Annotated in this window: 19 protein-coding genes and 3 pseudogenes; 6 read left to right on the forward strand and 16 right to left on the reverse strand. The window is 71.0% G+C overall.

Features of this window, described 5'->3' with window-relative positions:
- Nucleotides 1-5 precede the first annotated feature (5 nt).
- Nucleotides 6-1,559 (reverse strand): signal recognition particle protein, encoded by a 1,554-nt coding sequence (gene ffh, locus NF20_RS11495; protein ID WP_033711969.1) that lies wholly within the window; start codon nt 1,557-1,559, stop codon nt 6-8.
- A gap of 159 nt (nt 1,560-1,718) precedes the next feature.
- Here ffh and NF20_RS11500 point away from each other — a divergent pair, with 159 nt between their 5' ends.
- Together NF20_RS11500 and NF20_RS11505 are read left to right on the forward strand one after the other, a co-directional pair.
- Entirely contained in the window at nt 1,719-2,510 is a 792-nt protein-coding gene (locus tag NF20_RS11500) for an alpha/beta hydrolase (protein WP_019732747.1), read from the forward strand.
- 101 nt (nt 2,511-2,611) lie between these two features.
- The gene (locus NF20_RS11505; RefSeq protein ID WP_019732746.1) at nt 2,612-4,351 is read left to right on the forward strand and encodes a DEAD/DEAH box helicase; all 1,740 of its coding nucleotides are present in this window, start codon (nt 2,612-2,614) and stop codon (nt 4,349-4,351) included.
- Nucleotides 4,352-4,367: 16 nt separating this feature from the next.
- On the opposite strand, the gene NF20_RS11510 is transcribed toward NF20_RS11505, so the two are convergent.
- The 7 genes and pseudogenes from NF20_RS11510 to NF20_RS11540 all read right to left on the reverse strand — a co-directional run bounded on the left by NF20_RS11510 (nt 4,368) and on the right by NF20_RS11540 (nt 14,621).
- Nucleotides 4,368-6,812 (reverse strand): [protein-PII] uridylyltransferase, encoded by a 2,445-nt coding sequence (locus tag NF20_RS11510; protein WP_011725667.1) that lies wholly within the window; start codon nt 6,810-6,812, stop codon nt 4,368-4,370.
- A 45-nt stretch (nt 6,813-6,857) separates the two neighbouring features.
- On the reverse strand, nt 6,858-7,196 hold the full coding sequence (glnB, locus tag NF20_RS11515; RefSeq protein ID WP_003878721.1) for a nitrogen regulatory protein P-II: 339 nt from the start codon (nt 7,194-7,196) through the stop codon (nt 6,858-6,860).
- Nucleotides 7,193-8,668 (reverse strand): ammonium transporter, encoded by a 1,476-nt coding sequence (locus NF20_RS11520; RefSeq protein ID WP_042632831.1) that lies wholly within the window; start codon nt 8,666-8,668, stop codon nt 7,193-7,195. Before NF20_RS11520 ends, glnB begins: the two co-directional genes overlap by 4 nt.
- Before the next feature lie 103 nt (nt 8,669-8,771).
- Nucleotides 8,772-10,058, reverse strand: coding sequence for a signal recognition particle-docking protein FtsY (gene ftsY / locus NF20_RS11525; RefSeq protein ID WP_009978180.1), 1,287 nt, complete (start codon nt 10,056-10,058; stop codon nt 8,772-8,774).
- A 69-nt stretch (nt 10,059-10,127) separates the two neighbouring features.
- Nucleotides 10,128-13,716, reverse strand: a pseudogene (gene smc / locus NF20_RS28140) (chromosome segregation protein SMC).
- Nucleotides 13,717-13,915: 199 nt separating this feature from the next.
- Nucleotides 13,916-14,209: an acylphosphatase gene (locus NF20_RS11535; RefSeq protein ID WP_003875053.1), complete on the reverse strand. Its 294-nt coding sequence runs from the start codon at nt 14,207-14,209 to the stop codon at nt 13,916-13,918.
- A complete protein-coding gene (locus tag NF20_RS11540) occupies nt 14,196-14,621 on the reverse strand; it encodes an OsmC family protein (protein ID WP_009978188.1) in 426 nt (141 codons plus the stop codon). Before NF20_RS11540 ends, NF20_RS11535 begins: the two co-directional genes overlap by 14 nt.
- Before the next feature lie 52 nt (nt 14,622-14,673).
- Between NF20_RS11540 and NF20_RS11545 the strand changes: the two genes are divergently transcribed.
- Nucleotides 14,674-15,450, forward strand: coding sequence for a PIG-L deacetylase family protein (locus NF20_RS11545; RefSeq protein ID WP_003875051.1), 777 nt, complete (start codon nt 14,674-14,676; stop codon nt 15,448-15,450).
- 6 nt (nt 15,451-15,456) lie between these two features.
- Here the strand turns inward: NF20_RS11545 and mutM are convergent, their stop codons facing one another.
- From mutM to NF20_RS28935, 6 genes are all read right to left on the reverse strand, one after another.
- Nucleotides 15,457-16,308, reverse strand: coding sequence for a DNA-formamidopyrimidine glycosylase (gene mutM / locus NF20_RS11550; protein WP_009978189.1), 852 nt, complete (start codon nt 16,306-16,308; stop codon nt 15,457-15,459).
- Nucleotides 16,309-16,328: 20 nt separating this feature from the next.
- Nucleotides 16,329-17,042 carry a ribonuclease III gene (gene rnc / locus NF20_RS11555; RefSeq protein ID WP_009978190.1) on the reverse strand — a complete coding sequence of 238 codons (714 nt, stop codon included), beginning with the start codon at nt 17,040-17,042 and terminating at the stop codon, nt 16,329-16,331.
- Nucleotides 17,039-17,632, reverse strand: coding sequence for a YceD family protein (locus NF20_RS11560; protein WP_179143985.1), 594 nt, complete (start codon nt 17,630-17,632; stop codon nt 17,039-17,041). Before NF20_RS11560 ends, rnc begins: the two co-directional genes overlap by 4 nt.
- Nucleotides 17,633-17,694: 62 nt before the next feature.
- Nucleotides 17,695-18,432 (reverse strand): cell division protein SepIVA, encoded by a 738-nt coding sequence (gene sepIVA, locus NF20_RS11565; RefSeq protein ID WP_009978193.1) that lies wholly within the window; start codon nt 18,430-18,432, stop codon nt 17,695-17,697.
- 152 nt (nt 18,433-18,584) lie between these two features.
- On the reverse strand, nt 18,585-19,514 hold the full coding sequence (locus NF20_RS11570; RefSeq protein ID WP_224119154.1) for a hypothetical protein: 930 nt from the start codon (nt 19,512-19,514) through the stop codon (nt 18,585-18,587).
- 43 nt (nt 19,515-19,557) lie between these two features.
- Nucleotides 19,558-19,659: a hypothetical protein gene (locus NF20_RS28935; protein WP_367281618.1), complete on the reverse strand. Its 102-nt coding sequence runs from the start codon at nt 19,657-19,659 to the stop codon at nt 19,558-19,560.
- A 97-nt stretch (nt 19,660-19,756) separates the two neighbouring features.
- Here NF20_RS28935 and NF20_RS11575 point away from each other — a divergent pair, with 97 nt between their 5' ends.
- Entirely contained in the window at nt 19,757-20,920 is a 1,164-nt protein-coding gene (locus tag NF20_RS11575) for a permease (RefSeq protein ID WP_009978196.1), read from the forward strand.
- Between the two features lie 41 nt (nt 20,921-20,961).
- Here NF20_RS11575 and NF20_RS11580 read toward each other — a convergent pair whose 3' ends face one another.
- Entirely contained in the window at nt 20,962-22,671 is a 1,710-nt protein-coding gene (locus tag NF20_RS11580) for a thiamine pyrophosphate-requiring protein (RefSeq protein ID WP_009978197.1), read from the reverse strand.
- Between the two features lie 298 nt (nt 22,672-22,969).
- On the opposite strand from NF20_RS11580, the pseudogene NF20_RS11585 reads away from it, so the two are divergent.
- Nucleotides 22,970-23,350, forward strand: a pseudogene (locus NF20_RS11585) (DUF222 domain-containing protein); the annotation flags it as partial.
- A 45-nt stretch (nt 23,351-23,395) separates the two neighbouring features.
- Here NF20_RS11585 and NF20_RS11590 read toward each other — a convergent pair.
- Nucleotides 23,396-24,676, reverse strand: coding sequence for an IS256 family transposase (locus NF20_RS11590; RefSeq protein WP_369798118.1), 1,281 nt, complete (start codon nt 24,674-24,676; stop codon nt 23,396-23,398).
- Between the two features lie 75 nt (nt 24,677-24,751).
- On the opposite strand from NF20_RS11590, the pseudogene NF20_RS11595 reads away from it, so the two are divergent.
- Nucleotides 24,752-25,393 (forward strand): annotated as a pseudogene (locus tag NF20_RS11595) (DUF222 domain-containing protein); the annotation flags it as partial.
- Nucleotides 25,394-25,400 lie beyond the last annotated feature (7 nt).

A 25,400-nucleotide genomic window follows, 5' to 3' on the forward strand; every position in this document is an offset into this window, starting at 1 on the left:
GGCGGCTACTTGTTGCCCGGGAACTTCAGCTTGGACAGGTCGAAGTCGGCCAGCCCGGGTGGCAGCTCGTTGAGGCCCTCGGGCAGCTGCGACAGGTCGGGGAACCCGGCCGGCATCCCGGGCCCCAGCGGGCTGCGCACCTTCGGCGGGGTGGGGCCGCGCGCGCCCTTCTTGCCCTTCTTGGCTTTACCCTTGGCGCCCTTGGCTTTTCGCGTCGCCGACTTGCGGCCCAGCCCGGGAATCCCCATGCCGCCGAGCATCGACGACATCATCTTGCGGGCCTCGAAGAAGCGGTCCACCAGCTGGTTGACCTCCGACACCGTCACGCCGGAGCCGTTGGCGATGCGCAGCCGCCGCGACGCGTTGATGATCTTCGGGTCGGCCCGCTCTTCGGGGGTCATGCCGCGGATGATGGCCTGCAGCCGGTCGAGCTGCTTGTCGTCGACGGCGGCCAGCGCGTCCTTCATCTGCCCGGCGCCGGGCAGCATGCCCAGCAGGTTGCCGATCGGCCCCATCTTGCGGATGGCCAACATCTGTTCCAGGAAGTCCTCGAGGGTGAGCTCGCCACTGCCGATCTTGACCGCGGCGGCCTCGGCCTGCTCGGCGTCGAAGACCTGCTCGGCCTGCTCGATCAGGCTCAGCACGTCGCCCATGCCCAGGATGCGGCTGGACATCCGGTCGGGGTGGAAGACGTCGAAGTCCTCCAGCTTCTCGCCGGTGGAGGCGAACAGGATCGGGACCCCGGTGACCTCGCGCACCGACAGCGCCGCGCCGCCACGGGCGTCGCCGTCGAGTTTGGTCAGCACCACGCCGGTGAAGCCGACGCCCTCGCGGAAGGCCTCGGCGGTGGTGACGGCGTCCTGGCCGATCATCGCGTCCAGCACGAACAGGATCTCGTCGGGGTCGATGGCGTCGCGGATGGCCGCGGCCTGGGCCATCAGCTCGTCGTCGATGCCCAGCCGGCCGGCGGTGTCGACGATGACGACGTCGTGGTGCTTGGCCCGGGCCTCGGCGAGGCCCTGTGCGGCCACCGCCACCGGGTCGCCGGGCCCGGACTCGGGCGAGGCTCCCGGATGCGGCGCGAACACCGGGACGCCGGCGCGCTCGCCGACGACCTGCAGCTGGTTCACCGCGGCGGGGCGCTGCAGGTCGCAGGCCACCAGCAGCGGGGTGTGGCCCTGCCCGCGCAGCCAGGCGGCCAGCTTGCCGGCCAGCGACGTCTTACCGGAACCCTGCAGACCGGCGAGCATGATCACGGTCGGTGGAGTCTTGGCGAACGCCAGCTGGCGGGTCTCGCCGCCCAGGATGCCGATGAGCTCTTCGTTGACGATCTTGACGACCTGCTGCGCCGGGTTCAGCGCGCCGGACACCTCGGCGCCCTTGGCGCGCTCCTTGATCCGGGTGACGAACGCGCGCACGACGGGCAGCGACACGTCGGCTTCCAGCAGCGCCAGCCGGATTTCGCGGGTGGTGGCCTCGATATCGGCGTCGGTCAGTCGACCCTTGCCGCGCAGTCCCGCAAGGGCACCGGTCAATCGGTCGGACAGCGATTCAAACACGACGCCAGCCTAGTGGCACTGCAAGCGCCGCGAAGCGGGGCGCAGCAGGTGCCGTTCGGCGCGAGCGTCACGCTGGCGTGACCCTCGGCGTCGAGCGCCACGCCGGCGTGACGCTCGACGGGGGTTGACGGCGCGACGCCGGCACAGAAAAGTCAGCTCATGCTCGAGGTGATCGAGAAGGGGTCCGGCAGCGCCGAGCACCCGACGCCGCTGCTCTTCGTGCACGGCGGCTGGCACGCCGCGTGGTGCTGGGAGAACTTCCTGGACTTCTTCGCCGACGCCGGCTACCGCGCGGTCGCGCTCAGCCTGCGCGGGCACGGCGCCAGCCCCACGTCCAAGCCGCTGCACAGGGTCTCCATCGCCGACTACCTGGACGACGTCGCCGCGGTGGCCGACGAGCTCGGCGGCGCGCCGATCCTCATCGGCCATTCGCTGGGCGGCTTCGTCATCCAGCGCTACCTGGAAACCCACCGCGTTCCCGCCGCGGTGCTGGTGGGGTCGGTGCCGCCGCAGGGCGTGCTCAGGCTGGCGCTGCGGGTCTGGCGCCGCCGGCCGTCGATGACCATGGAAGCCTGGAACGACCCCACCCTGCTGAAATTCCTCGCCACCCCGGCGCTGGCCCGCGAGTACCTGTTCTGCGCCGCCACCCCCGAGGCGATCGTCGAATCCTGCCGCCAACGCGCCGGAGCCGAAAGCGTGCGCGCCGCCATGACCGATCCGATGCTGCGCCGGGTCAGAACCCGACGGGTCAGCACGCCGATCCTGGTGCTGGGCGCGACGCACGACGGCTTCGTCAGCGCCGCGGACGTGTGCGCCACCGCGCGGGCCTACCGCACCGATCCGGAGTTCTTCGACATGGGCCACAACATGATGCTGGAACCGGGATGGGTCGCGGTCGCCGAACGCATCCGCGACTGGCTGCAGGCCCCGACGGCGGCCCGTCACCGCTAGCCGGTCGAGTCGCTCCCGCACCGAAAACCGTTGGCGTGCTAGATTTCACAGCCGCCGCTCAATCGAGCTGGCCGCGTCGAGGAGCAACGATTGGGGGGCCTGTGTCGGTGCCGGTCAGCAGCTTGGATCCGCGCGCCGGCAACGACCACAGCGACCGCTCCGGTGCGCTGCGCGGCTGGCAGCGCCGGGCGCTGGTGAAATATCTCGCCGGGCAGCCCCGCGATTTCCTGGCGGTGGCGACCCCGGGCTCGGGCAAGACGACGTTCGCGCTGCGGGTGGCCGCCGAACTGCTCGGCCAGCGCGCCGTCGAGCAGGTCACCGTCGTGGTGCCCACCGAGCACCTCAAGGTGCAGTGGGCGCAGGCCGCGGCGCGGCACGGCCTGGCGCTGGACCCGCGGTTCTCCAACAGCAACCCGCGGATCGCGCCGGAGTACCACGGCGTGATGGTGACCTACGCTCAGGTCGCCGCGCACCCCACGCTGCACCGGGTGCGCACCGAGCAGCGCAGGACGCTGGTCATCTTCGACGAGATCCATCACGGCGGCGACGCCAAGACGTGGGGCGATGCCATCCGCGAGGCGTTCGGCGACGCCACCCGCCGGCTCGCGTTGACGGGCACGCCGTTTCGCAGCGACGACAGCCCCATCCCGTTCGTGCGCTACGAGGCCGGACCCGACGGGGTGCGCCGCTCGCAGGCCGACCACACCTACGGCTATCCCGAGGCGTTGGCCGACGGTGTGGTCCGGCCGGTGGTCTTTCTGGCCTACTCCGGGGAGGCACGCTGGCGCGACAGCGCCGGCGAGGAGCACGCGGCGCGGCTGGGCGAGCCGCTGTCGGCCGAGCAGACCGCCCGGGCCTGGCGCACCGCGCTGGACCCGGCCGGGGAATGGATGCCCGCGGTCATCGCGGCCGCCGATCAACGGCTGCGCCAGCTGCGTGCCCACATCCCCGACGCCGGCGGCATGATCATCGCCTCCGACCGGGTCGCGGCCCGCGCCTACGCGACCCTGCTGACCAAGATCACCTCGGAGACGCCGACCGTGGTGCTCTCCGACGACCCCGGATCCTCGGCGCGCATCAGCGAATTCGCGGCGAGCACCAGCCGGTGGCTGGTGGCGGTGCGGATGGTCTCCGAGGGCGTCGACGTGCCGCGGCTGTCGGTCGGCATCTACGCCACCAGCGCCTCCACGCCGCTGTTCTTCGCCCAGGCGGTCGGCCGGTTCGTGCGGTCGCGCCGCCCGGGCGAGACCGCGAGCATCTTCCTGCCGTCGGTGCCCAACCTGCTGCGACTGGCCAGCGAGCTGGAGGCCCAGCGCAACCACGTGCTGGGCGAGCCGCACCGCGTCTCCGAGGGCGACCCCCTCGACGGCGACCCGGCCACCCGCACGCAGAACGAGAAGAGCGAACTCGACAACGGCTTCACCTCGCTGGGGGCCGACGCGGAACTCGATCAGGTCATCTTCGACGGCTCGTCGTTCGGTACCGCCGCCCCGGCCGGCAGCGAGGAGGAGGCCGACTACCTCGGCATCCCGGGTTTGCTGGACGCCGAGCAGATGCGCGCCCTGCTGCACCAGCGCCAGGACCAGCAGCTGCAGCGGCGGGCCGGGCAGCCGTCGGCGGGCGACGCCCCGCCGGCCACGGTGCACGGCCAGCTGCGCGAGCTGCGCCGCGAGCTCAACACGCTGGTGTCGATCGCTCATCATCGAACGGGCAAGCCGCACGGCTGGATTCACAACGAGCTGCGGCGCCGCTGCGGCGGACCGCCGATCGCCGCGGCCAGCCGCGAACAGTTGCGGGCCCGCATCGACGCGGTGCGCCGGCTCAACGCCGAGCACTCCTGACGGCCCATCACGGCCGCTAGTCGCCGACCGGTTCCTCGAGCACTTCCACGGCCGGACCGCCCAGCACCGTGAGCAGGCTTTGCTCGACGGCGTCGCGGGCGCCGGCGTCGCCGGCCGTGACGCAGAAGGCGTCGGCCGCGGTCGAGCCGAAGGTGTTGACCTTCGCCCAGACGATGTCGGTGCCGGCCCGCTCCAGCGCCCGGGTCAGCAGGGCGAGCAGCCCGAGTCGGTCCATGGCGCGGACTTCGACGATCAGCTGGTCGGCCGCGGCGGTGTCGACCCACAGGATGCGCGGCGGCGCGGTCGAGCGGGTGACGGGCACCCCGACCTGGACCTCGCCGGCCCGCCTGGTGGCCGCGCCGACGGCGTCGCTGTCCCGCTTCTCCAGCGTGCCCAGCACGTCGACGTCGCCACCCAGCGCGCCGGTGAACTGCTGGCGCAGCAGGCCCGCCTCCGGCGGCGAACCGAACAGCGGCGACACCACGAATTCGACGACCGCGAATCCCTCGTGCGTGCTGGCCGAGGCCGAGTGGATCCGCAGCGAGTTCAGCGCCAGCACCGCGGCGGCCTTGGACACCAGTCCGCGTTGATCCGGCGCGGCCATCACCACGTCCAGCCGCTCGCCGCCGCCGGGCTTGATCTGCACATGCACGCCGCGGTCGGCGGCGAGCGAAAGGTATTGGGGCGCAGCAGGTTCGACCTTCGGAAGCGGCTCCCCCGCCATCACCATCCGGCAGCGCCGAACCAGATCGTCGATCAGCGACGCCTTCCAGTCGCTCCACACGCCGGGCCCGGTGGCCTTGGAGTCCGCCTCGGTCAGCGCGTGCAGCACTTCCAGCAGCAGCGGGTCCTCACCGAGGGTTTTCGACACCCGCTCAATGGTTTTCGGGTCGTTGAGGTCGCTTCTGGTGGCGGCCACCGGCAGCAGCAGGTGGTGGCGGACCAGCTGCGCGAGCAGCTCGACATCGGCGGGCGCCATCCCCAGCCGCGGCCCGATCTCGAGGGCCAGCCCGGCCCCGAGCACGCTGTGGTCCACACCGCGGCCCTTGCCGATGTCGTGCAGCAGGGCCCCCAGCGCGAGCAGGTCGGGCCGGGCCACCCGGGTGGCCAGCGGCGCGGCGTTGACCGTGGTCTCGATGACGTGGCGGTCCACCGTCCACTTGTGCGCGACGTCGCGGGGTGGCAGGTCGCGGATGGCGTCCCACTCCGGCAACAGCCGGCCCCACAGCCCGGTGCGGTCGAGCGCCTCGATGGTCGCCACCGTGGTCGGCCCCGCCGACAGCAGCACCAGCAGGTCGTCCAGCGCCTCCCGCGGCCAGGGCTCCGGCATCTCGGGCGCGGCGGCGGCCAGCCGGCTCAGCGTGGCCGCGCCGATCGGTAAACCGGTGCTGGCCGACGCGGCGGCCACCCGCAGCACCAGGCCCACGTCGGTGTCCGGGCGGGCGTCGCGGGCCAGCACGATCTCGCCGGCGTACTCCACCACGCCCTCGTCCAGGGGACGGCGCTTGGGCCGGCGCACCAGGGCCGACACCCCGCGGCGCGGCAGCGCGTTCTCCGCGGTGCGCAGCCCGGTCTCGGCGTGATAGGCGATGGTGCGGCTGGCGTCGGACAGCTTGCGGGCCAAGTCGAATCGGTCACCGATGTGCAGGGCCGCGCTCAGTTCGTCGCCGTACTGGGCCAGCAGCTGGTCCAGCCCGCGGCCGGACACCCGGTGCAGCTCGGTGCGCACGTCGAGCAACGTCAGATGCGCGTCGTCCAGCGAGCCCCCCGGCGACTCGGGCCGAGCCATGCCGTGCCGGTCGATCAGCTGCGCCACGCCCAGCGCGTCCAGCAGCTGCACATCGCGCAGGCCGCCGCGGCCCGACTTCAGATCCGGCTCGGCGCGCTGCGCGATCCGGCCGCACCGGTCCCAGCGGGCCTGGGTCATCTCCACCAGCTCGTCCATCCGGGAGCGAATTGCGCTGCGCCACTGGCGTCTTGCGCCGGCGATCAACTCGTCGCTCAACCGCGCGTCGCCGGCGACGTGCCGGGCGTCCAGCATGCCCAGCGCCGCGATCATGTCGCCGTTGGCGACACCGAGCGCCCCGGACACGGTTCGCACGCTGTGGTCGAGCCGAACGTTGGCGTCCCACAACGGATACCACAGCGCGTCGGCGACCCGCTGCAGCACCTCGTCGGACTTGTTGTCGTGCAACAGCATCAGGTCCAGATCGGAATACGGCAGCAGCTCGTGGCGGCCCAGGCCGCCGATGCCCACCAGGGCGAAGCCGCTGTCGTCGGCGATACCGATCTGGGCCGCCTTGGCGGCCAACCACGATTCGTGCAGATCCAGCCAGGCGTGCCGCAGTTCGGCGGCGTGCAGCTTGCCGCCCTCGGAGAGAAGCTGACGCCGCGAGGCAGCCAAATCGACTGCCCCGCAAGCGTTTTGGTGCCCGGACGGATCGGGGCCGGTCGGGGTCATGCCGCCGGCGCCCGCCCGGGGTGTATCAGCAATTGGCGAAAGGCGTCACAGCGCATCGGTTCCGCGCTCGCCGGTGCGCACCCGCACGATGGTTTCCACCGGACTCACCCACACTTTGCCGTCACCGATCTTGCCGGTGCGCGCCGCCCGGACGATGCTGTCCACCACCTTGTCGACGATCGAGTCGTCGACGACGACCTCGATGCGCACCTTGGGCACGAAGTCGACCGAGTACTCGGCACCGCGGTAGACCTCGGTGTGACCCTTCTGCCGTCCGTAGCCCTGGATTTCGCTGACCGTCATACCCAGGACGCCCGCGTCCTCGAGGCTGGTCTTCACGTCATCGAGCGTGAACGGCTTTACGATCGCGGTGATCAACTTCATGACTGCTCTGCCTCCACTTTGTCGCCCACTCGCTGCTCCTCCAGGCCGTTGCGGGTATCCGCCACAGCGACCCGGGGCGGGAGAACCGAGCCGGTAGCCACGGCGAAATCGTAACCACTCTCGGCGTGCTCAGCCTCGTCGATACCCGAGGCTTCGGCCTCCGGGTTGAGACGAAGCCCCATCGTGTACTTCAGGATCAACGCCAGGATCAGCGTAACCACACCAGAGTAGATGAGGACGCTGAACGCGCCGACCGCCTGCCGTTCCAGCTGCGCCCAGCCGCCACCGTAGAACAGTCCCTTGGAGACGCCGGTGACGCCGCTGATGGCCGGGCTCTCCGGGGCGGCCAGCAGGCCCACCAGCAGGGTGCCGGCCAGCCCGCCGACCAGGTGCACCCCGACCACGTCGAGCGAGTCGTCAAAGCCCAGCTTGAATTTCAGGCCGACCGCCAGCGCGCACACCACGCCGGCCACCAGGCCCACCACCAGCGCGCCCAGCACGTTGACCGACGAGCAGGACGGGGTGATGGCGACCAGCCCGGCGACGATCCCGGACGCCGCGCCCAACGTGGTGGCCTTGCCGTCGCGGATGCGTTCGGTGAGCATCCAGGCCAGCATCGCGGTGGCGGTCGCGATCGTCGTCGTCATGAACGTCGACCCCGCCGCGCCGTTGGAGCTGGTGGCCGATCCGGCGTTGAACCCGTACCAGCCGAACCACAGCAGCCCGGCGCCCAGCATCACGAACGGCAGGTTGTGCGGCCGGAACAACGTGGTGGGCCAGCCGCGGCGCTTGCCCAGCACGATCGCCAGCATCAGGCCCGCCACACCGGAATTGATGTGCACCGCCGTCCCGCCGGCGAAGTCGATCGCGTGCAGCTTGTTGGCGATCCAGCCGCCGTGCTCGGAGGCGAAGCCGTCGAATGCGAACACCCAGTGCGCCACCGGGAAATAGACGAACGTCGCCCACAGGCCGGCGAACACCAGCCAGGCGGCGAACTTCAGCCGGTCGGACACCGCGCCGGAGATCAGAGCGACGGTGATGATCGCGAACATCAGCTGGAAGGCCACGAACACGGTGGCCGGCAGCGTACCGGCCAGCGGAATGTCCGTTGCCGCAGTGCCTTTGCTCGGGTCGGCGGCCACCGCGTTGACGCCGATGAGACCCTTGAGGCCCCAGTAGGACGTCGGCTTGCCCATGAAGTTGCCGACGTCGTCGCCGAAGGCGACCGAATAGCCGTAAAGCACCCACAGCACGGTGACCACGCCCATCGCGCTGATGCTCATCATGAGCATGTTCAGCACGCTTCTGGCGCGCACCATCCCGCCGTAGAAAAACGCCAGACCCGGCGTCATCAACAGCACCAGCGCGGAACTGGCCAGCATCCAGGCGGTATCGCCGGTATTGGGCTGGCCCAGTATCGGGTATGTCACTCGCAATCTCCTCCGGTCGGCCCGCTTCTGGCCATCAGACATGCGTCCGATGACCTGATCCAGAACATTGCGCAATGGTTGTTTCGGCGATAGTGCCGCTGTGTTTCGGCGGGATTAACGTCCCGCCGGGGCCGCGGAGGGGTTTTCAGCCGAGCAGCGCGTCGACGAAGGCGGCCGGCTCGAACGGCGCCAGATCGTCGGGGCCCTCGCCGAGGCCGACCAGTTTCACCGGCACCCCGAGTTCCTGCTGAACGCGGAAGACGATGCCGCCCTTGGCCGTTCCGTCCAGTTTGGTCAGCACGGCGCCGGTGATCTCGACGACCTCGGCGAACACCCGGGCCTGGGCCAGCCCGTTCTGCCCGATGGTGGCGTCGAGCACCAGCAGCACCTCGTCGACGGCGGCGCGGCGGGTGACAACCCGCTTGACCTTGTCGAGCTCGTCCATCAGCCCGACCTTGGTGTGCAGCCGGCCCGCGGTGTCGATGAGCACCACGTCGGCGCCGGCGGCGATGCCCTGGTCGACGGCGTCGAACGCCACCGAGGCCGGGTCGGCGCCCTCGGCGCCGCGCACCACCTCCGCGCCCACCCGCGACGCCCAGGTCTGCAGCTGGTCGGCCGCGGCGGCGCGGAAGGTGTCGGCCGCGCCCAGCACGACGCGCCGCCCGTCGGCGACCAGCACCCGGGCCAGTTTGCCGACGGTGGTGGTCTTTCCGGTGCCGTTGACGCCGACGATCAGCAGCACCGACGGGTGGTCGGCGTGCGGCAGCGCCCGGATCGAGCGGTCCAGGTCGGGCCGCAGCTCGTTGATCAGCACGTCGCGCAGCACGGCCTTGGCGTCCGCCTCGGTGCGCACGTCGCTGCTGGCCAGCCGGCCGCGCAGCTGGGCGATGACCGATTCGGTGACCACCGGGCCCAGGTCGGCGACCAGCAGGGTGTCCTCGACGTCCTGCCAGGCGTCTTCGTCCAGGTCGCCGCCGCCGATCAGGCCCAGCAGGCTGCGGCCGAGCGCGTTCTGGGAGCGGGCCAGCCGGCCGCGCAGCCGCTCCAGCCGGCCCTCGGTGGGCGCGATCTCCTCGATCTCGGGAGCGGGGGCCTCCGGAGCCGGCGCCGCCGGCGTCTCGGGTTCGGGAAGCTCGACCTCGGAGATGGTGCGTCGCGGCGCGTCCCGGGGGACGGTGGCGTCGTCGCCTACCGCCGGCAAGCCGGTGGTGTCGAGCCGCTCAGCCGGCTGGGCGGTCGGTGCCTGGCTGAACGTGATGCCCGAGGACGCGGTGTATCCGCCGGACCGGTCGATCGCCCCGGGTTCGGGGCGGGTCGAGAAGCTGATCCGGCGCCGGCGGTACCGCGCCAGGCCCAGGACCAGTGCGGCGATGACGACCAGGACGGCGATGACGACGAGGACCGCGACGGCGATCCAAAGACCTTGGGACACGCTGACATTGTTTCAAGCGGACCCGTGCCGCCCGGCCACCGGGCCTCGACCGCCCGCCATCCGCGCTGCTCAGGTGGTGACCAGCTGGTCCACCTGCTGACCGCGCATCCGCTGCGAGATCACCGCGGTGATGCCGTCGCCCTGCATGGTGACGCCGTAGAGTGCGTCGGCGACCTCCATGGTCGGCTTCTGGTGCGTGATGATGATCAGCTGCGAGCGCGCCCGCAGCAGCTCGAACAGGCTGATCAGCCGCCGCAGGTTGGTGTCGTCGAGGGCGGCCTCGACCTCGTCCATGATGTAGAACGGCGACGGGCGGGCCCGGAAGATGGCCACCAGCATGGCCACCGCGGTCAGCGCCTTCTCGCCGCCGGACAGCAGCGAGAGCCGGGTGATCTTCTTGCCCGGCGGGCGGGCCTCCACCTCGATGCCCGTGGTCAGCATGTTGCTCGGATCGGTCAGCCGCAGCCGGCCCTCGCCGCCGGGGAACAGCACGCCGAACACGTCGGAGAATTCCCGTTCGACGTCGGTGTAGGCCTCACTGAACACCTGCAGGATGCGGGCGTCGACCTCGTCCACCACGCCGAGCAGGTCCTTGCGGGCGGCCTTGACGTCCTCGAGCTGGGTGGACAGGAAGTTGTAGCGCTCCTCGAGCGCCGCGAACTCCTCCAGCGCCAGCGGGTTGACCCGACCCAGCTCGGCCAGCTCCCGCTCGGCCCGCTTGGCCCGCCGCTCCTGGGTGGGCCGGTCGAAAGGAATCGGTGCGGGCGCGAAGACCTGTTCGCCGCGCTCCTTGGCCTGCTCGTATTCGGCCATCTCCAGCTCGCTGGGCGGCAGCGCGATGTGCGGGCCGTACTCGGCGATCAGATCGGCCGGCGCCATGCCGAACTGCTCGAGCACCATCTGCTCGAGCTGCTCGATGCGCAGCGCCGCCTGGGCGTTGGCCACCTCGTCGCGGTGCAGCGAGTCGGTCAGGGCGGCCACCCGGGCGCTCAGCGCGTTCACCTCGTCGCGCACCGCCGTCATCGCCGTGGCGCGCTGCTGGCGTTCGGCGGCCAGCGCGTCGCGGATCCGCGACGCGGCGGCCACCACCGCGTTCAACCGCGTTGCTAGCAACCGCCCCGAATCGGCCACCGCCGCCGCGACCGCCGCGGCGCGCAGCCGCGCCTCGCGGCCTGCTGGGCGCGCACCGGGCCTCCCGTTCGGCGGCGGCGGCCCGGCGCAGCGAATCCGCCCGCCCGCGCACCGCGTTGGCCCGCTCTTCGGCGGTGCGCACCGCGAGCCGGGCCTCCACCTCGGCGCTGCGCGCGGCGTCGGTGGCCGCGGCGATCTGCTGGCGGTTCACCGGTTCCGCGGCCGGCTCCTGCGGGGTTTCCTGCGCGTTGCGCAGCCGGTTTTCCAGCTCGGTGACCTCGGCGACGGTCTGGGTGCGGCCCGCCTCGAGCTCCTCGCGCTGGCGCAGCAACCGGCTCCACTCGTCCTCGGAGGTCCGGGCTTCCTGCCCCAGCCGGCCCAGCTGCTCGTACATCCCGGAGATCGCGCTGTCGGACTCGTTCAGCGCGGCCAGCGCCTGCTCGGCCGAATCCTGCCGGGCGGCCTGTTCGGCCAGCGCGCCGGACAGCGCCGCACTGAGCTGGGCCACCTGGGCCTCGGCCGCGGCCAGCTCCGCGCTGGCCTTGTCGATCTCCGAGGTCACCTCCAGCGTGGACAGTTTTCGGTCGGAGCCGCCGCTCACCCAGCCGGCGCCCACCAGGTCGCCGTCGAGCGTGACCGCTCGCAACCGGGGGTGCTCCGCCACCAGCGCCAGCGCCCGGTCCAGGTCGTCGACCACCGCGACGCCGGAGAGCATGGCCGTGATCGCCCCGCGCAGCCGCTCGGGCGCGTCGATGAGGTCGAGCGCCCACAGCGCGCCCGCCGGGGCCGGCTGCGGTGCGGGCGGATCGGCGGGCCAGTCGCCCAGCACCAGCGCGGCCCGTCCACCGTCGGCCTGCTTGAGCGCACCCAGCGCCGAGCGGGCCGCGCCCAGCCCGTCGGCGGCCAGCGCGTCGGCCGCCGAGCCCAGCACCGCGGCCACCGCGGCTTCGTAGCCGGAGCGGACCTTGACCAGCTTGGCCATCGGTCCCAAAATCCCTGCGCCGGAATGGTTTTCGGTCAGCCAGGCGGTGCCGTCCTTGCGCTCGAGCCCCACCGCCAGCGCGTCGATGCGGGCCCGCAGCGAGGCCACCTTGCGTTCGGCGTCACGCTCGGCGGCCTGCAGTTCGGCCACCCGCTCGTCGGCCAGACGCAGCGCGGCGACGGTGCGCTCGTGGTGCTCGTCGAGGCCCACCTCGCCCTGGTCGAGCTCGCCGACCCGGCCCTGCACGGTTTCGAACTCCGCCTTGGCCTGCTGCGCGCGGGCGGCGGCCGCCTCGATGCGCTCGGACAGCCGCGCCACGCTGTCGTCGATCGACTCGACGCGGGCGCGCATCGTCTCGACCTGACCGGCCAGCCGGGCCAGTCCCTCGCGCCGGTCGGCCTCGGCCCGCACCGCCGCCATGTGCGCCCGATCGGCCTCGGCGGCTTCGCGTTCCCGCTCGGCGAGTTCGGCGCGCGCGGTTTCCAGCCGGCTGCGCGCCGCGGCCAGCTCGGCCAGCAGCTGCTGCTCGGCGGCCGCGACCCGCTCGGCCTCGGCGTCCAGCGCGTCGGGGTCGGTGTCGCCGGCAGTCACCGGCCCCAGGTCGAGGTGCTGGGCCCGCTCGCTGGCGATGCGGACCGTCGCCGCCACCCGTTCGGCCAGGGCGGACAGCGCGAACCAGGTCTGCTGGACCGACTCGGCCCGGCCGGACAGCTCGCCGAGCGCCTTCTCGTGCGCGGCGAGCTCCTCGGAGGCCACCGCCAGCCGCGCCGAGGCCTCGTCGTGCTCGCGGCGCATGGCGGCCTCGGCCTCGAAGATGGCCTCGCGCTCGCCCCGCCGGTTGACCAGGTCGTCGGCGGCCAGCCGCAGCCGGGCGTCGCGCAGATCGGCCTGGATGGTCTGCGCGCGACGGGCCACCTCGGCCTGACGGCCCAGCGGTTTGAGCTGGCGGCGCAGCTCGGTGGTCAGGTCGGTGAGCCGGGCCAGGTTGGCCGACATCGCGTCGAGTTTGCGCAGCGCCTTTTCCTTGCGCTTGCGGTGCTTGAGCACCCCCGCGGCTTCCTCGATGAACGCGCGACGGTCCTCGGGCCGCGACTGCAGGATCTCGTCGAGCTTGCCCTGCCCGACGATGACGTGCATCTCCCGGCCGATCCCGGAGTCGCTGAGCAGCTCCTGCACGTCCATCAAACGGCAACTGCTGCCGTTGATTTCGTACTCGCTGGCGCCGTCGCGGAACATCCGCCGGGTGATCGACACCTCGGAGTACTCGATGGGCAACGCGTTGTCGGAGTTGTCGATGGTGACGGTGACCTCGGCGCGGCCCAGCGGCGCGCGCGAGCTGGTCCCGGCGAAGATGACGTCTTCCATCTTGCCGCCGCGCAGCGTCTTGGCCCCCTGCTCGCCCATCACCCAGGCCAGCGCGTCGACGACGTTGGACTTGCCCGAGCCGTTGGGCCCGACGACCGCGGTGATGCCCGGCTCGAAACGCAGAGTCGTCGGCGAGGCAAAGGACTTGAAGCCCTTCAGCGTCAGACTCTTGAGGTACACGGCCAGCCAGACTACCGCTCAAATCGGCCCGCACCGCCGCAGCGCGGGGTGTCGGCCGGCTCGAAATCGGGCGGCGTTCCGCACATTCGACGCACTGGTCACAATGGTCACATCAGCCACCGCTTGGGTGCACGCTCGCCCTCCGAAACGCGCTGGTGCCGGCGCTAGCAGGGTTTCGAACTCGGCCGGGCGCGGAGCCTCAGCGCTCGACGAATCCCTCGAACCGCTCCTGCGGCGCCGACCAGTCGGCGACCACCTTGTCCACCCGCCCGGGCCGCGACGGCCACGTCGTGCCGCCCCGCAGCAGCTCCAGCAACTTCTCGCCGGCCGGCCGCGGCCCCTGGGCGACCACCAGCACCCGCCCGTCGGGCTGGTTGGCCGCGTAGCCGGTCAGCCCCAATTCCAGCGCCCGGCACCGCGTCCACCAGCGAAAACCCACGCCCTGGACGTGCCCGTGCACCCAGGCGGTGAGCCGGGCGTCAGGCTCCGGCATGGCCGGCCCCGGCGGCGATCTCGAAGTTGACCGTGGTGCCCGAGGTGAGCGTGCGCCCGACCGTGCACACCTGGTCGACGGCCCGGTGGACCACCAGCAGCAGGCGCTGCCTGTCCTCGTCGCTCAACCCCGACAGGTCCAGCTCCAGCGTCTCCTCGAGCAGTGGATAGCGCTCCTGCTCGCGGTCGGCGGCGCCGGAGACCCGGATGACCGCCCGGTAGTCGTCGCCCAGCCGACGGGCCAGCGGGGCATCGCTGGCCATCCCGCTGCAGGCCGCCAGCGCGATCTTGAGCAGCTCGCCGGGGGTGAACACGCCGTCGACGTCCTCGGAGCCGATCAGCACCCGGGCTCCGCGCGAGCTGTGTCCCGTGTAGCGGCGAGTTCCGGTGCGCTCCACCCAAAGTTCGGCCATGGCTCTTTTCTACCGGGCACCCGCCCGGCCACGCACGGGCATACTGCTGTGCATGGCCACCGTCGTCGCGTTCCACGCCCACCCGGACGACGAGGTCGTGCTCACCGGCGGCACCATCGCGCGGGCGGTGGCGGCCGGACACCGCGTCGTCGTGGTGACGGCCACCGACGGGCGGGTGCACAACGAGGACACCGACCACCGGCTCGACGAATTACGTTCGAGCGCAAGGATTCTCGGTGCACAGCGGGTGGAATGCCTCGGCTACGCCGACAGCGGCTACGGCCCGCTGTTCTACCCGGACCCGCCGGGGCGCACCCGGTTCGGGCGGGCCGACCTCGACGAGGCGGCCGGAAAGCTGGCCGGCATCCTCCGCGACGAGCATGCCGACCTGCTGCTCAGCTACCAGGCCAACGGCGGTTACGGCCACCGCGATCACGTCCGGGTGCATCACGTCGGCAAGCGGGCCGCCGAACTCGCCGCCGTCCCGCGGGTGCTCGAGGTGACGATGCCGCGCGAAATGCTGTTGCGCATCAGCGATCTGGCGCACCTGCTGCGGCTTCCCGGGCCGTACGAAGCCGACATCGTCGGCAGCGCGTACGCCCCGCGGGCCGCGATCACCCATCGCATCAACGTCTTTCGCTTCGCCCGCCAGAAGCGGGATGCCTTCGCCGCGCACCGATCCCAGATCGGGCGTTCCGGCCCGGCCGCCCGGCTGTTCGGGCTGCTGCTGCGACTGCCGCCGCAGGTGTTCGGCGCGCTGTTCAGCCACGAATGGTTCGTGGACCCGGCGTTGCCGACGGGCACCGTGCGCCGCGATATCTTCGACTGATCGTCCTCAAAGCCGCGGGCGCGGTTGGCATTTCGGGCAGTAGAACGACGAGCGGTTCATGAACTTCTCCCGGCGCATCACCGCGCCGCAGCGCCGGCAGCTTTCGCCCTCCCGGCCGTAGGCGTCCAGCGATCGGTCGAAGTACCCGGATTCGCCGTTGACGTTGACGTACAGCGAATCGAACGAGGTCCCGCCCTTGGCCAGCGCGTCACGCATCACGTCGGCGGCCGCGTCGAGCACGGCGGTCAACTGCTTGCGGGTCAGCGCGTCGGCGATCCGCGCCCCGTGCACCTTGGCCCGCCACAGCGCCTCGTCGGCATAGATGTTGCCGATGCCCGACACCACCTGCTGATCGAGCAGTTGGCGCTTGATTTCGGAGTGCTTGCGCCGCAAGACTTTTACGACGGCGTCGGCGTCGAAGCGGGGATCGAGCGGGTCGCGCGCCAGGTGCGCGACGGGTTCGGGCACCACGCTGCCGTCCACCTCGAGAAGGTCGGCGAGCATCCAGCCGCCGAAGGTGCGTTGGTCGGCGAAGCTGAGCACGGTGCCGTCGTCGAGCAGTGCCGAGATGCGGACGTGCTCGGCGCGCGGCACCGCGCCGAGCAGCATCTGCCCGCTCATGCCCAGGTGCACCACCAGCGCGGTATCGCGGCCGTCCAGCAGCAGCCACAGGTACTTGCCGCGCCGGTCGGTGCCGGTGATCCGCGCGCCCAGCAGCCGGGCGGTGAGGTCGGCGGGGCCGGCTTCGTGGCGGCGCACCGCGCGGGGGTGGTGCACCCGCACCGCGCCGATCGTCTTGCCCACCACGTGCGAGTGCAGGCCGCGGCGCACCACCTCGACTTCGGGCAGTTCGGGCATCGATCCGGGGCGGGCGCCGGCTAGGCGGACGTCTGCGCGGCGGGGTCGAGCACGTCGAGCGCCTTCCAGGTCGCCGCCGCGGCCTTCTGCTCGGCCTCCTTCTTGGAGCGGCCCACCCCGGTCCCGTATTCGGTGTCGGCGACGACGACGACCGCGGTGAACTCCTTGTCGTGATCGGGGCCGGTGGAGGTGACCAGGTAGGACGGGGCGCCCATGCCGCGCGCCGCGGTCAGCTCCTGCAGGCTGGTCTTCCAGTCCAGCCCGGCCCCCAGCGTGGGCGCGGCGTCGAGCAGCGCGCCGAACAACCGGAGGATCACCTCGCGCGCGGTGTCGATGCCGTGCTGCAGGTAGATCGCGCCCAGCAGCGACTCCATGCCGTCGGCCAGGATGCTCGACTTGTCCGCGCCGCCGGTGTTGGCCTCCCCGCGCCCCAGCAGCAGATGCGCCCCCAGGCCGCCGTCGCACAGCTTGCGGGCGACGTCGGCCAGCGCCTGGGTGTTGACCACGCTGGCCCGCAGCTTGGCCAGGTCTCCCTCGGTGCGGTCGGGGTGGCGGTGGTAGAGCGCGTCGGTGATGGTCAGGCCCAGCACGGCGTCGCCCAGGAATTCCAGCCGCTCGTTGGTGGGCAGCCCGCCGTGTTCGTAGGCGTAGCTGCGATGCGTCAGGGCCAACGACAGCAGCTCGTCGGGCAGCTCGACCCCGAGGGCGTCGAGCAGCGGCTGCCGTGAGCTCACCGCTCGTCCCGGGCTTCGTCGGAGGCGAACATGCCCGCCAGCTTCGCCCAGCGCGGGTCGATGCGGTCGTGCTGATGGCCGGGCTCGGCAGCCAGCGACACGCCGCATTCCGGGCACAGCCCCGGGCAGTCCGGCCGGCACACGGGCGAGAAGGGCAGCTCGAGGCCCACCGCGTCGATGATGGACTGCTCGAGGTCGACGGTGTCGTCGACGATGTGGCCGACCTCGTCCTCCTCGGTGGTCGCTTCGGTGGTGCTGTCCGGGTAGGCGAACAGTTCGGTCAGCCGCACCCGCACCTCGCCGTCCAGGGCGGTCAGGCAGCGCGCGCATTCGCCGACGGTGGGCCCGGTCACCGAGCCGGTCACCAGGACGCCCTCGGACACCGACTGGACCTGCAGGTCCAGATCCAGCGGGGCTCCCGCCTCGATCGCGATCATGTCCAGCCCGATGCGCGCCGGGCTGGGCACGGTCGTGCGCAGGGTGACCATCGCCCCGGGCCGCCGCCCCAGCCGGGTGATGTCGAACGTCATCGGGGAGGCTGGCCGGGGCGCTGCGCCGCGGACCGACGATGTGCTGTGCTGCCGCGTCATATCAGAAATCCTACGGCGCCGACCGCACAATTCCAGGGCGCGTCCGCCCCGCCAGGGTGGTGCTACCGCACCGCGTAGTCGTGCGTGCCGGCCGCCGTCCGCAGCTGGTGACGGCCGCGGCCCACCGAGCGCAGCGTGCCGTTGAGGAATTCCTCGAACTCGGCGAGCTTGTTGTCGACGTAGATATCGCATTCGCCGCGCAGCCGGTCGGCCTCGGCGTGCGCCGAGTCGATGAGCCGGGTGGCCTCGGCGTGGGCGGCCTCCACCACGCTGTTCTGCGACACCAGGCGTTGCTGTTCCTTGATGCCCTCCTGGACGGCCTTCTCGTAGGAGATGTTGCCGTTCTCCAGCAGCCGGTCGGCCTCGGCCTGGGCCCGGCTGACGCTGGCCTCGTACTCGCGCTTGGCGGCGGTGGCGATGCGGACCGCCTCCTCCCGGGCCTCGGCGACCATCCGCTCGCTGTGCTGACGCGCTTCGCTGACCATCCGGTCGGCCTGGGCCTTGGCGTCGGAGAGCACCCGGTCGGCCTCGGCGCGGGCGTGGTTGAGCATCGACTCGGACTCGGTGGTCGCCGAGGACACCATGGATTCGGCGTGCGTCTTGGCGTCGGACAGCATCGAGTCCCGCGCGTCCAGCACGTCCTGGGCGTCGTCCAGCTCGCCCGGGATGGCGTCCTTGATGTCGTCGATCAGCTCCAGCACGTCGCCGCGGGGCACCACGCAACCGGCCGTCATCGGGACGCCACGGGCTTCTTCGACGATCGCGCTCAATTCGTCCAGCGCTTCAAACACTCGATACACGGCCGTACCCTCCTGGCGTCTGCAAAGATCCTGTTGTTACCAGTGTGCCTGGTGTTGTCTCTGTGACAGCGGTGGCGACGCCGGTGTGTCGGGGATTTGCCCGTTCGGCACCCGTTAAACGCCGGAACGCACCCGCTTCTTTGCCGGCGATTCTATGTTCGGCGGGTCAGGAGTGAACTCCGCGGCGGGCAGTGGCTCTCGAGAGCCCTCACTTCGGTCACTAGCTGGCCGGCGATGGTGGCGTAGTCGTTTCGGCGCCGTTGCTGCCGCGGATCCTGCCAGTCGGCCGGATCGGCCCTTGCCTCCCGGACCACCGCTGTAGCCCGAGCCGACAGGGCGGCGGCGCTGCGGAGGCCCGGAGCGACGTCGCCGCCCGACAATGCCGCGTAACGGTCGAGTTGCTCGCTCCACAACTGGTAGTCGGCCAGGGTCGGTCCGCCGCTGTTCGCCGGAATGAACGCGGGGTCGAGCATATCGGGATGCGAGGCAACGAAGCGCGCCATGTCGTTGGCGGTGCGGCAGTCCGGCGACCGCCGGTGAGCCAGGTAGACCGCCGCCAGCGCCCCGGTCGTCACCAGCACCACGGCGGTCAATAACGCCACCGTCGGGCGCCAGCGCGGTGAGGCGGGTTCGGTGCGCGGCGCCGCGCGCAGGGCTGCCGCCGCGCCCGGCAAGCGCTGTGAGGCGTCCTGCAACAGGATGATTCGCCGTTCGACTCGCCGGGCAACGAGCCAGCCGCGAACCCCGGTAACCGCGAGGAACGCGGCGACCACGCCTTTCAGCGCCATGCGCCCGGGACCGTCGGCGTTGGTGGCTGTCAGCGCCAGCCAGCTGACCGTCAGCAGGCCGTAGCTGACGGCGATGCGGTTCGGAGTCGACCGGCCGAAGCCGAGCCGGAGGTGGGCGATGCGGATCGCCGCCACCAGAACGGCCGCCGACGCGGGGACGTCGCCGCGCACGCTCGCCGCGATCGCCTGCGCCCGCTCGGCGCGGTCGAGGCCGCGCGTCGCGGCCACGTACTCGTGTGACGCCCGCCGGCCGACGATTACCGCCTGCTGGGCGAACAGGGCGCTGACGCCCACCAGGAAGACCAGCCGCCACGGCCAGGCTATCCCGGCCATCAGGTCAGGCATGAGAAGAGGGGCCAACAGCCCGAACGTGACGGCGGCGACGCAGCAGTGCACCAGCCACCGCTGCCACCGCGGCGCCCCGAGAAGTCGGATCCACACGGGGTGGAGTCTGACAAACGCGTCGCCGATCCGCCCCTCACTTATACCCTCCCGGGGTATACTACGCCGGGAGGGTCAGCGCAGGAGGAATCGCCATGACGACGGTACTGTCGGCGGTCGGGCACGCCCTGGCCGTCGCCGGGTCGATGACCTGGGAAATCCTGTGGGCGCTGATTCTGGGGTTCGCCCTGTCGGCGGTGGTGCAGGCGGTGGTGCGCCGGACCACCATCGTGGCCCTGATGGGCGACGCGCGCCCGCGCACGCTTGCGGTGTCGGCGGGACTGGGCGCGGCCTCGTCGTCGTGCTCGTACGCCGCGGTGGCGTTGGCCCGTGCGCTGTTCCGCAAGGGCGCCGACTTCACCGCCGCGATGGCCTTCGAGATCGGTTCCACCAACCTGGTGGTGGAGTTGGGCATCATCCTGGCGCTGCTGATGGGATGGCAGTTCACCGCCGCCGAGTTCGTCGGCGGGCCGTTGATGATCGTAGTGCTGGCGCTGCTGTTCCGGCTGTTCGTGCGCCCGCGGCTGGTCGACGCCGCCCGCGCGCAGGCGCAGCGCGGCATCGCCGGGTCGATGGAAGGCCATGCCGCCATGGACATGTCGGTGGCCGGCGACGGCCCGTTCTGGCGACGGCTGCTCTCCCCCGCCGGCTTCACCGCGGTGTCGCACGTGTTCGTGATGGAGTGGCTGGCGATCCTGCGCGACCTGGTGCTGGGCTTGCTGATCGCCGGCGCGGTCGCGGCGTGGGTGCCCGAAAAGTTTTGGCAGAGCTTCTTTTTGGTGGACCACCCCGGCTGGTCGGTGCTGTGGGGACCGATCGTGGGCCCGCTGGTGGCGATCGTGTCGTTCGTGTGCTCGATCGGCAATGTGCCGCTGGCCGCGGTGTTGTGGAACGGCGGCATCAGCTTCGGCGGCGTGATCGCGTTTATCTACGCCGACCTGCTGATCCTGCCGATCCTGAACATCTACCGCAAGTACTACGGCACCCGGATGATGCTGACCCTGCTGGGCACGTTCTACGCCGCGATGGTCGCCGCCGGGTATCTCGTCGAATTGATCTTCGGCACAAGCGGTCTCATTCCGGCCGAGCGCGCCGCGACGGTGGCCGAGGCGTCCGTCTCGTGGAATTACACCACCTGGCTCAACGTGGCCTTCCTGGTGCTCGCGCTGGTCCTGATCGTTCGGTTCGTCCGCACGAACGGGCTGGCGATGGTGCGGATGATGGGCGGCTCCCCCGACCCCGCCGAGCATCGGCACTGAGTGCTTCAGCCGTGCCGGGCCGCTTCCCGGGCCGGGCGTCCCTAGGTTTGCGGCAGCCGTACGTCGAGCACCGCGCACCGGCCCTGGCCCGCCTCGTCCAGCGCCCACCCGATGGCCTCGCGCATCTGCGCCGGGGTGTGCACGTCGCGTCCGCTGCCCCCGCAGGCCCGGGCCAGCACGGCATAGTCGGTCTCCGGGGTCAGCCGAGTTTCGGGAAAGTCATTGTCGCGCACGGAGATTCCCTGCGGGTACAGCTCCGTCACCGGTGTCTTGGAGGCCAGGTAGGAGTGGTTGTTCAACACGACGGTCACGAACGGCGCGCCGTAGCGATGCGCGGACCACAGCGCAGCGGTGGGCACTCCGAAGTTGAACGAACCGTCGCCGCAGATCGCGACGACGGGTGCGTGCGGCCGGGCCAGTTTGATCCCGAAGGCGCCGCCCAGCGCCCAGCCCAAAGCCGGTGCGCCGGTGTCGAAGAGCTGCCCGGGCGGCCGCCGCACCTGGCGGGCCACCGCGGGCCGGTTGGTCACGGCCTCCTGGACGACGACAGCGTCGTCGGGCAGCGCGCCGCCGAGCGCGGCCAGCATCGCGTCGGGGGCATCGGCGTCGCTGTCGGACTCGGCCCGGCGCGCCGCTTCCCGGCGGCGTTGCGCCACTTGGGATTCCACCGCGCCGCGGCGGGTGCTCCACTTTTCGCGCAGCTCGTCGTTGGCCAGCCGCAGCAGGGTCTGCTCGAGCAGCAGCAGCGCGACCCGGGTGTCGGCGGTCAACGCGATTTCGACCGGGTAGGACCACAGCGGCATGCTCGGCTTGACCGGGTCGGCGTCGATCTGCACCACCCGGGCCGTCGCGGGCGGGGCCAACTGTGCGGGCACCCACGGCACTTCGCTGTCCAGCAGCAGCACCGTGTCGGCGTCCTGCAGCGGGGCCGCGTCGCCGGTGACGTGCAGCGGATGCCCGGGCGGCAGGTTGGCGCGGTCGCCCTGGTCGATCACCGGCGCTCCGAGGATCTCGGCGATGCGGGCCAGCACGGTCGCGGCGGCGGGGTCGGCGGCGGTGCGGGCGGTGACGATGACCACCCGCTGCCCGGCGACCAGGATCCCGGCCAGCCGGCCCAGCGCGGCGGGGTCGGGGCCGGGCGGAACGGCCGGCGGCAGCCGTCGCTGCAACGCCCGGCCGCCGGGCTCCATCAGGGCTTCGCGCGGCAGCATGACGTAGGCCGGTCCGGGCGGGCTGGACTGGGCGACCTGGAATGCCCGGCGGACGATGGGGGCCAGCTCACGCCCGCGCGGAACCTCCATGTGCCACTTGGCGTAATTGCGCATCACGGCGGGCTGGTCGAGTTGTTCCTGCTGCCAATGGATGTGGGTGTCGCGGTGGCCGCGGACGTCGGGCGCCGAGCTGTAGGGGGTGCGCCCGGCGAATACCACCACCGGGGTTCCGTTGCGCTGCGCGTTGTGCAGCTGGCAGCCCAGGTTCAGCGTCCCGGCGTCGACGTGCACCATGACCGCCTGCGGCCGGGCGCTGGCCATGTGGTGGCCGATGGCTGCCGCCAGGGCGACGCTTTCGTGCACGCACAGCACCGCCCGCGGGCTGGGCGTACCGGCGGCGCGCGCCGCCGCGAGCGCTTCCTGGATGGGCGCCGAGTCGGTTCCGGGGTTGATGAAGAAGTCCGCGACTCCCTCGTCGGCCAGGAGCGCGATCAGGTCCGCCGCCGCCTCGGGTCCGTCGAGTGGATTGTCTAGCGTCATGGCTGCCGTTCTCCTATCGACGTCGCCGACCTCGCAAATCCCCCTCGTGTCTCGGATGAGATCTTCAAGATACGTTCCGCGTCGGCGTTGTTGATCCTTTTTCGACGGGGCTCGGCGGTGCGGGGTCGAAGCCAACGGGTACCCCGGCAGCGGCCGGCTACTCCATACGGTGGTTGCCATGTCAAGGAGCTTGCCGCTTAACGGTTTCGATGTTGGATGGCGGGCTTTCGCGGGGCGGTCGGGCACCGCCGCGGTTTGACGGCCGAAACTTGTCGGACCCCGCTGTCATGATGTTGTCATGTCCTCGAGCGTGCTGGCAGCTGAGGTGGAGGTGCGTCCTTATGATCGGTTGGCGGTGCTGTTTGACGAGTTGGCGGAGTTGACCGGGCAGCGTAATGCGATTGATGGGCGCATCGTGGAGATCGTCGCGCAGATCGAGCGCGAGCAGCTGTGGGGAGCTACCGGGGCGCGGTCTCTTGGCGCGCTGGTGGCCTGGAAGACGGGCTGCTCACCGGGCAATGCCGAGACGATCGCGGCCGTGGCCCGCCGGCTGGACTCGTTTCCCCGCTGCGCGGCGGGTCTGCGGGAGGGCCGGTTGTCGCTGGACCAGCTCGGAGTCATCGCGCAGCGTGCCGGGGAGGGATCCGATGAGCATTACGCGCAGCTGGCGGGCTTGTCAAGATAACTGTGTAAGTAGTTGTGGCCGTTGGTGTTTAGTGGGTTGTCATAGTGGGAGGCGGTCGGGGAATTGGATCGCGAAGGCATTGAGTGCTTCGGTCCAGCGGTAGGTTCCTTGTCCTTGGGCTGATCCTCGTTTCTGGTTGATGTTGCGGATGGCCAGATACAGCAGTTTCATCGCCGCGGCGTCCGACGGGAACGAGCCGCGGGCCTTGGTGACCTTGCGCAGCTGGTAGTTCAGCGATTCGATGGCGTTGGTGGTGTAAATGATCTTGCGGATCTCGACGGGGAAGGCCAAAAACGGCACGAACTCAGCCCAGGATCGGTCCCAGACCGCGACCGCCCCAGGCGATTTGGCCTTCCACTCGGTCCGAAACTGCTCAAGGGCGACCGCAGCGGCCTGTTCGGTGGCTGCGGTGTAGATCGGGCGCAACGCGGCGGCCATCTTTTTGCGGTCGGTGTAGGAGGCGTAGCGCATGCTGGCCCGCAACAAGTGCACGACACAGGTTTGGATGACCGCCTGGGGCCAAACGGCGGCGATCGATTCCGGCAGCCCAGCCAGGCCGTCACAGCAAACGAACAACGCATCCCGGCACCCCCGGTTGCGCAGCTCGGTGAGCACGCCATGCCAGAACTTCGCCCCTTCGGTCTGCTGAATCCATACCCCCAGGACCTGCTTGATCCCCTCGACATCGACCCCGATGACCACGTGGGCGGCCTTATTGGAGACCACGCCGCCGTCGCGGATCTTGAGCCGGATCGCGTCGATGTAGAGGATCGGATAGACCGGGTCGACCGGGCGGGACTGCCAGGCGGCGATCTCGTCGGCCACCACCTCGGTGACCCGCGAGACCGTGGCCGCCGACACGCTGGCGCCATAGACCTCGGCCAGGTGCTCGGTGATGTCACGGGTGCTCATGCCGCGGGCGTAGAGCGACAAGATCATGTCCTCGACCTGGCCGAGTCGGCGTTTGCGCTTGGGCACGATGACCGGATCGAAGGTGCCATTGCGGTCGCGAGGCACCTCAAGATCAACCGGGCCGGCGGTGGTCAGCACGGTCTTGCGTCCGTGGCCGTTGCGCGAATTGCCCGAGCCATTGCCGGCCGGATCGCCGTGCTCATAGCCAAGGTGATCGGCGATCTCGACATCGAGGGCACGTTCGAGCACGCTCTTGGTGATCTGGGCCAGCAGTCCATCAGGGCCGTCGATAGGGGTGCCGGAGGCCTCGGCGTCGGCAAGCAAGGCATCAAGTGCCGCCGGGGGCAGCACCTGCGCTAACTGCTTGGCAGCCTCATCACGCGATGAATCCGATCGAGACAAAGCGATTCACTCCTGTCCGGTGGCCAGCATGCCTGACCACCATTCAGGCCCAACCACTTACACAGTCAATGAGACACGCCCCAGCTGGCCGGGGTGGCCACGGTCAACCAGCTGCGCACCGCGGTCAAGCTGGAACCGCGGCCCCAACCCGAGGCCAAGCCGGCACCGCAGCCCGGCCTCACCAAGACCTCCGACGAGGAGCTCAGCTGCTGGCGGATCACGCTCGACCGCCTCGATGCCGCCACATTCGACGCCGCCCTGGCCGCGCACCGCGAAGCGCTGATCGCCGAATGGAAACGCGACCACAACCACCGGGCCGGCGAGTCGGTGCCGCCGTTGCCGGGCACGCTCGAGGCGTTTATCCGCCTGATCGAAACCGGCTGGGACGCCGAGGCGCACCGCCGCCCCCACGGCCACCACACCACCGTGGTGGTACACCTCGACGCCGCCCAACGCGTCGCCGGCCTGCATTTGGGCCCGCTGCTGTCCGACGCCGAGCGCCGCTATCTGACCTGTGATGCCACCTGCGAGGTGTGGGTCGAACGCGACGGCCAACCCATCGGTGCGGGCCGCTCGACCCGGGTGATCAACCGGCGGCTACGCCGCGCCCTCGAACACCGCCACCGCGGCTGCGCGATCCCCGGCTGTGGCGCCACCCGCGGACTGCACGCCCACCACCTGCGGCACTGGGAAGACGGCGGCCCCACCGAACTGTCCAAGCTGAAATATC

Source organism: Mycobacterium sp. MAC_080597_8934 (genome assembly GCF_000523975.1).
Taxonomy (GTDB): domain Bacteria; phylum Actinomycetota; class Actinomycetes; order Mycobacteriales; family Mycobacteriaceae; genus Mycobacterium; species Mycobacterium avium.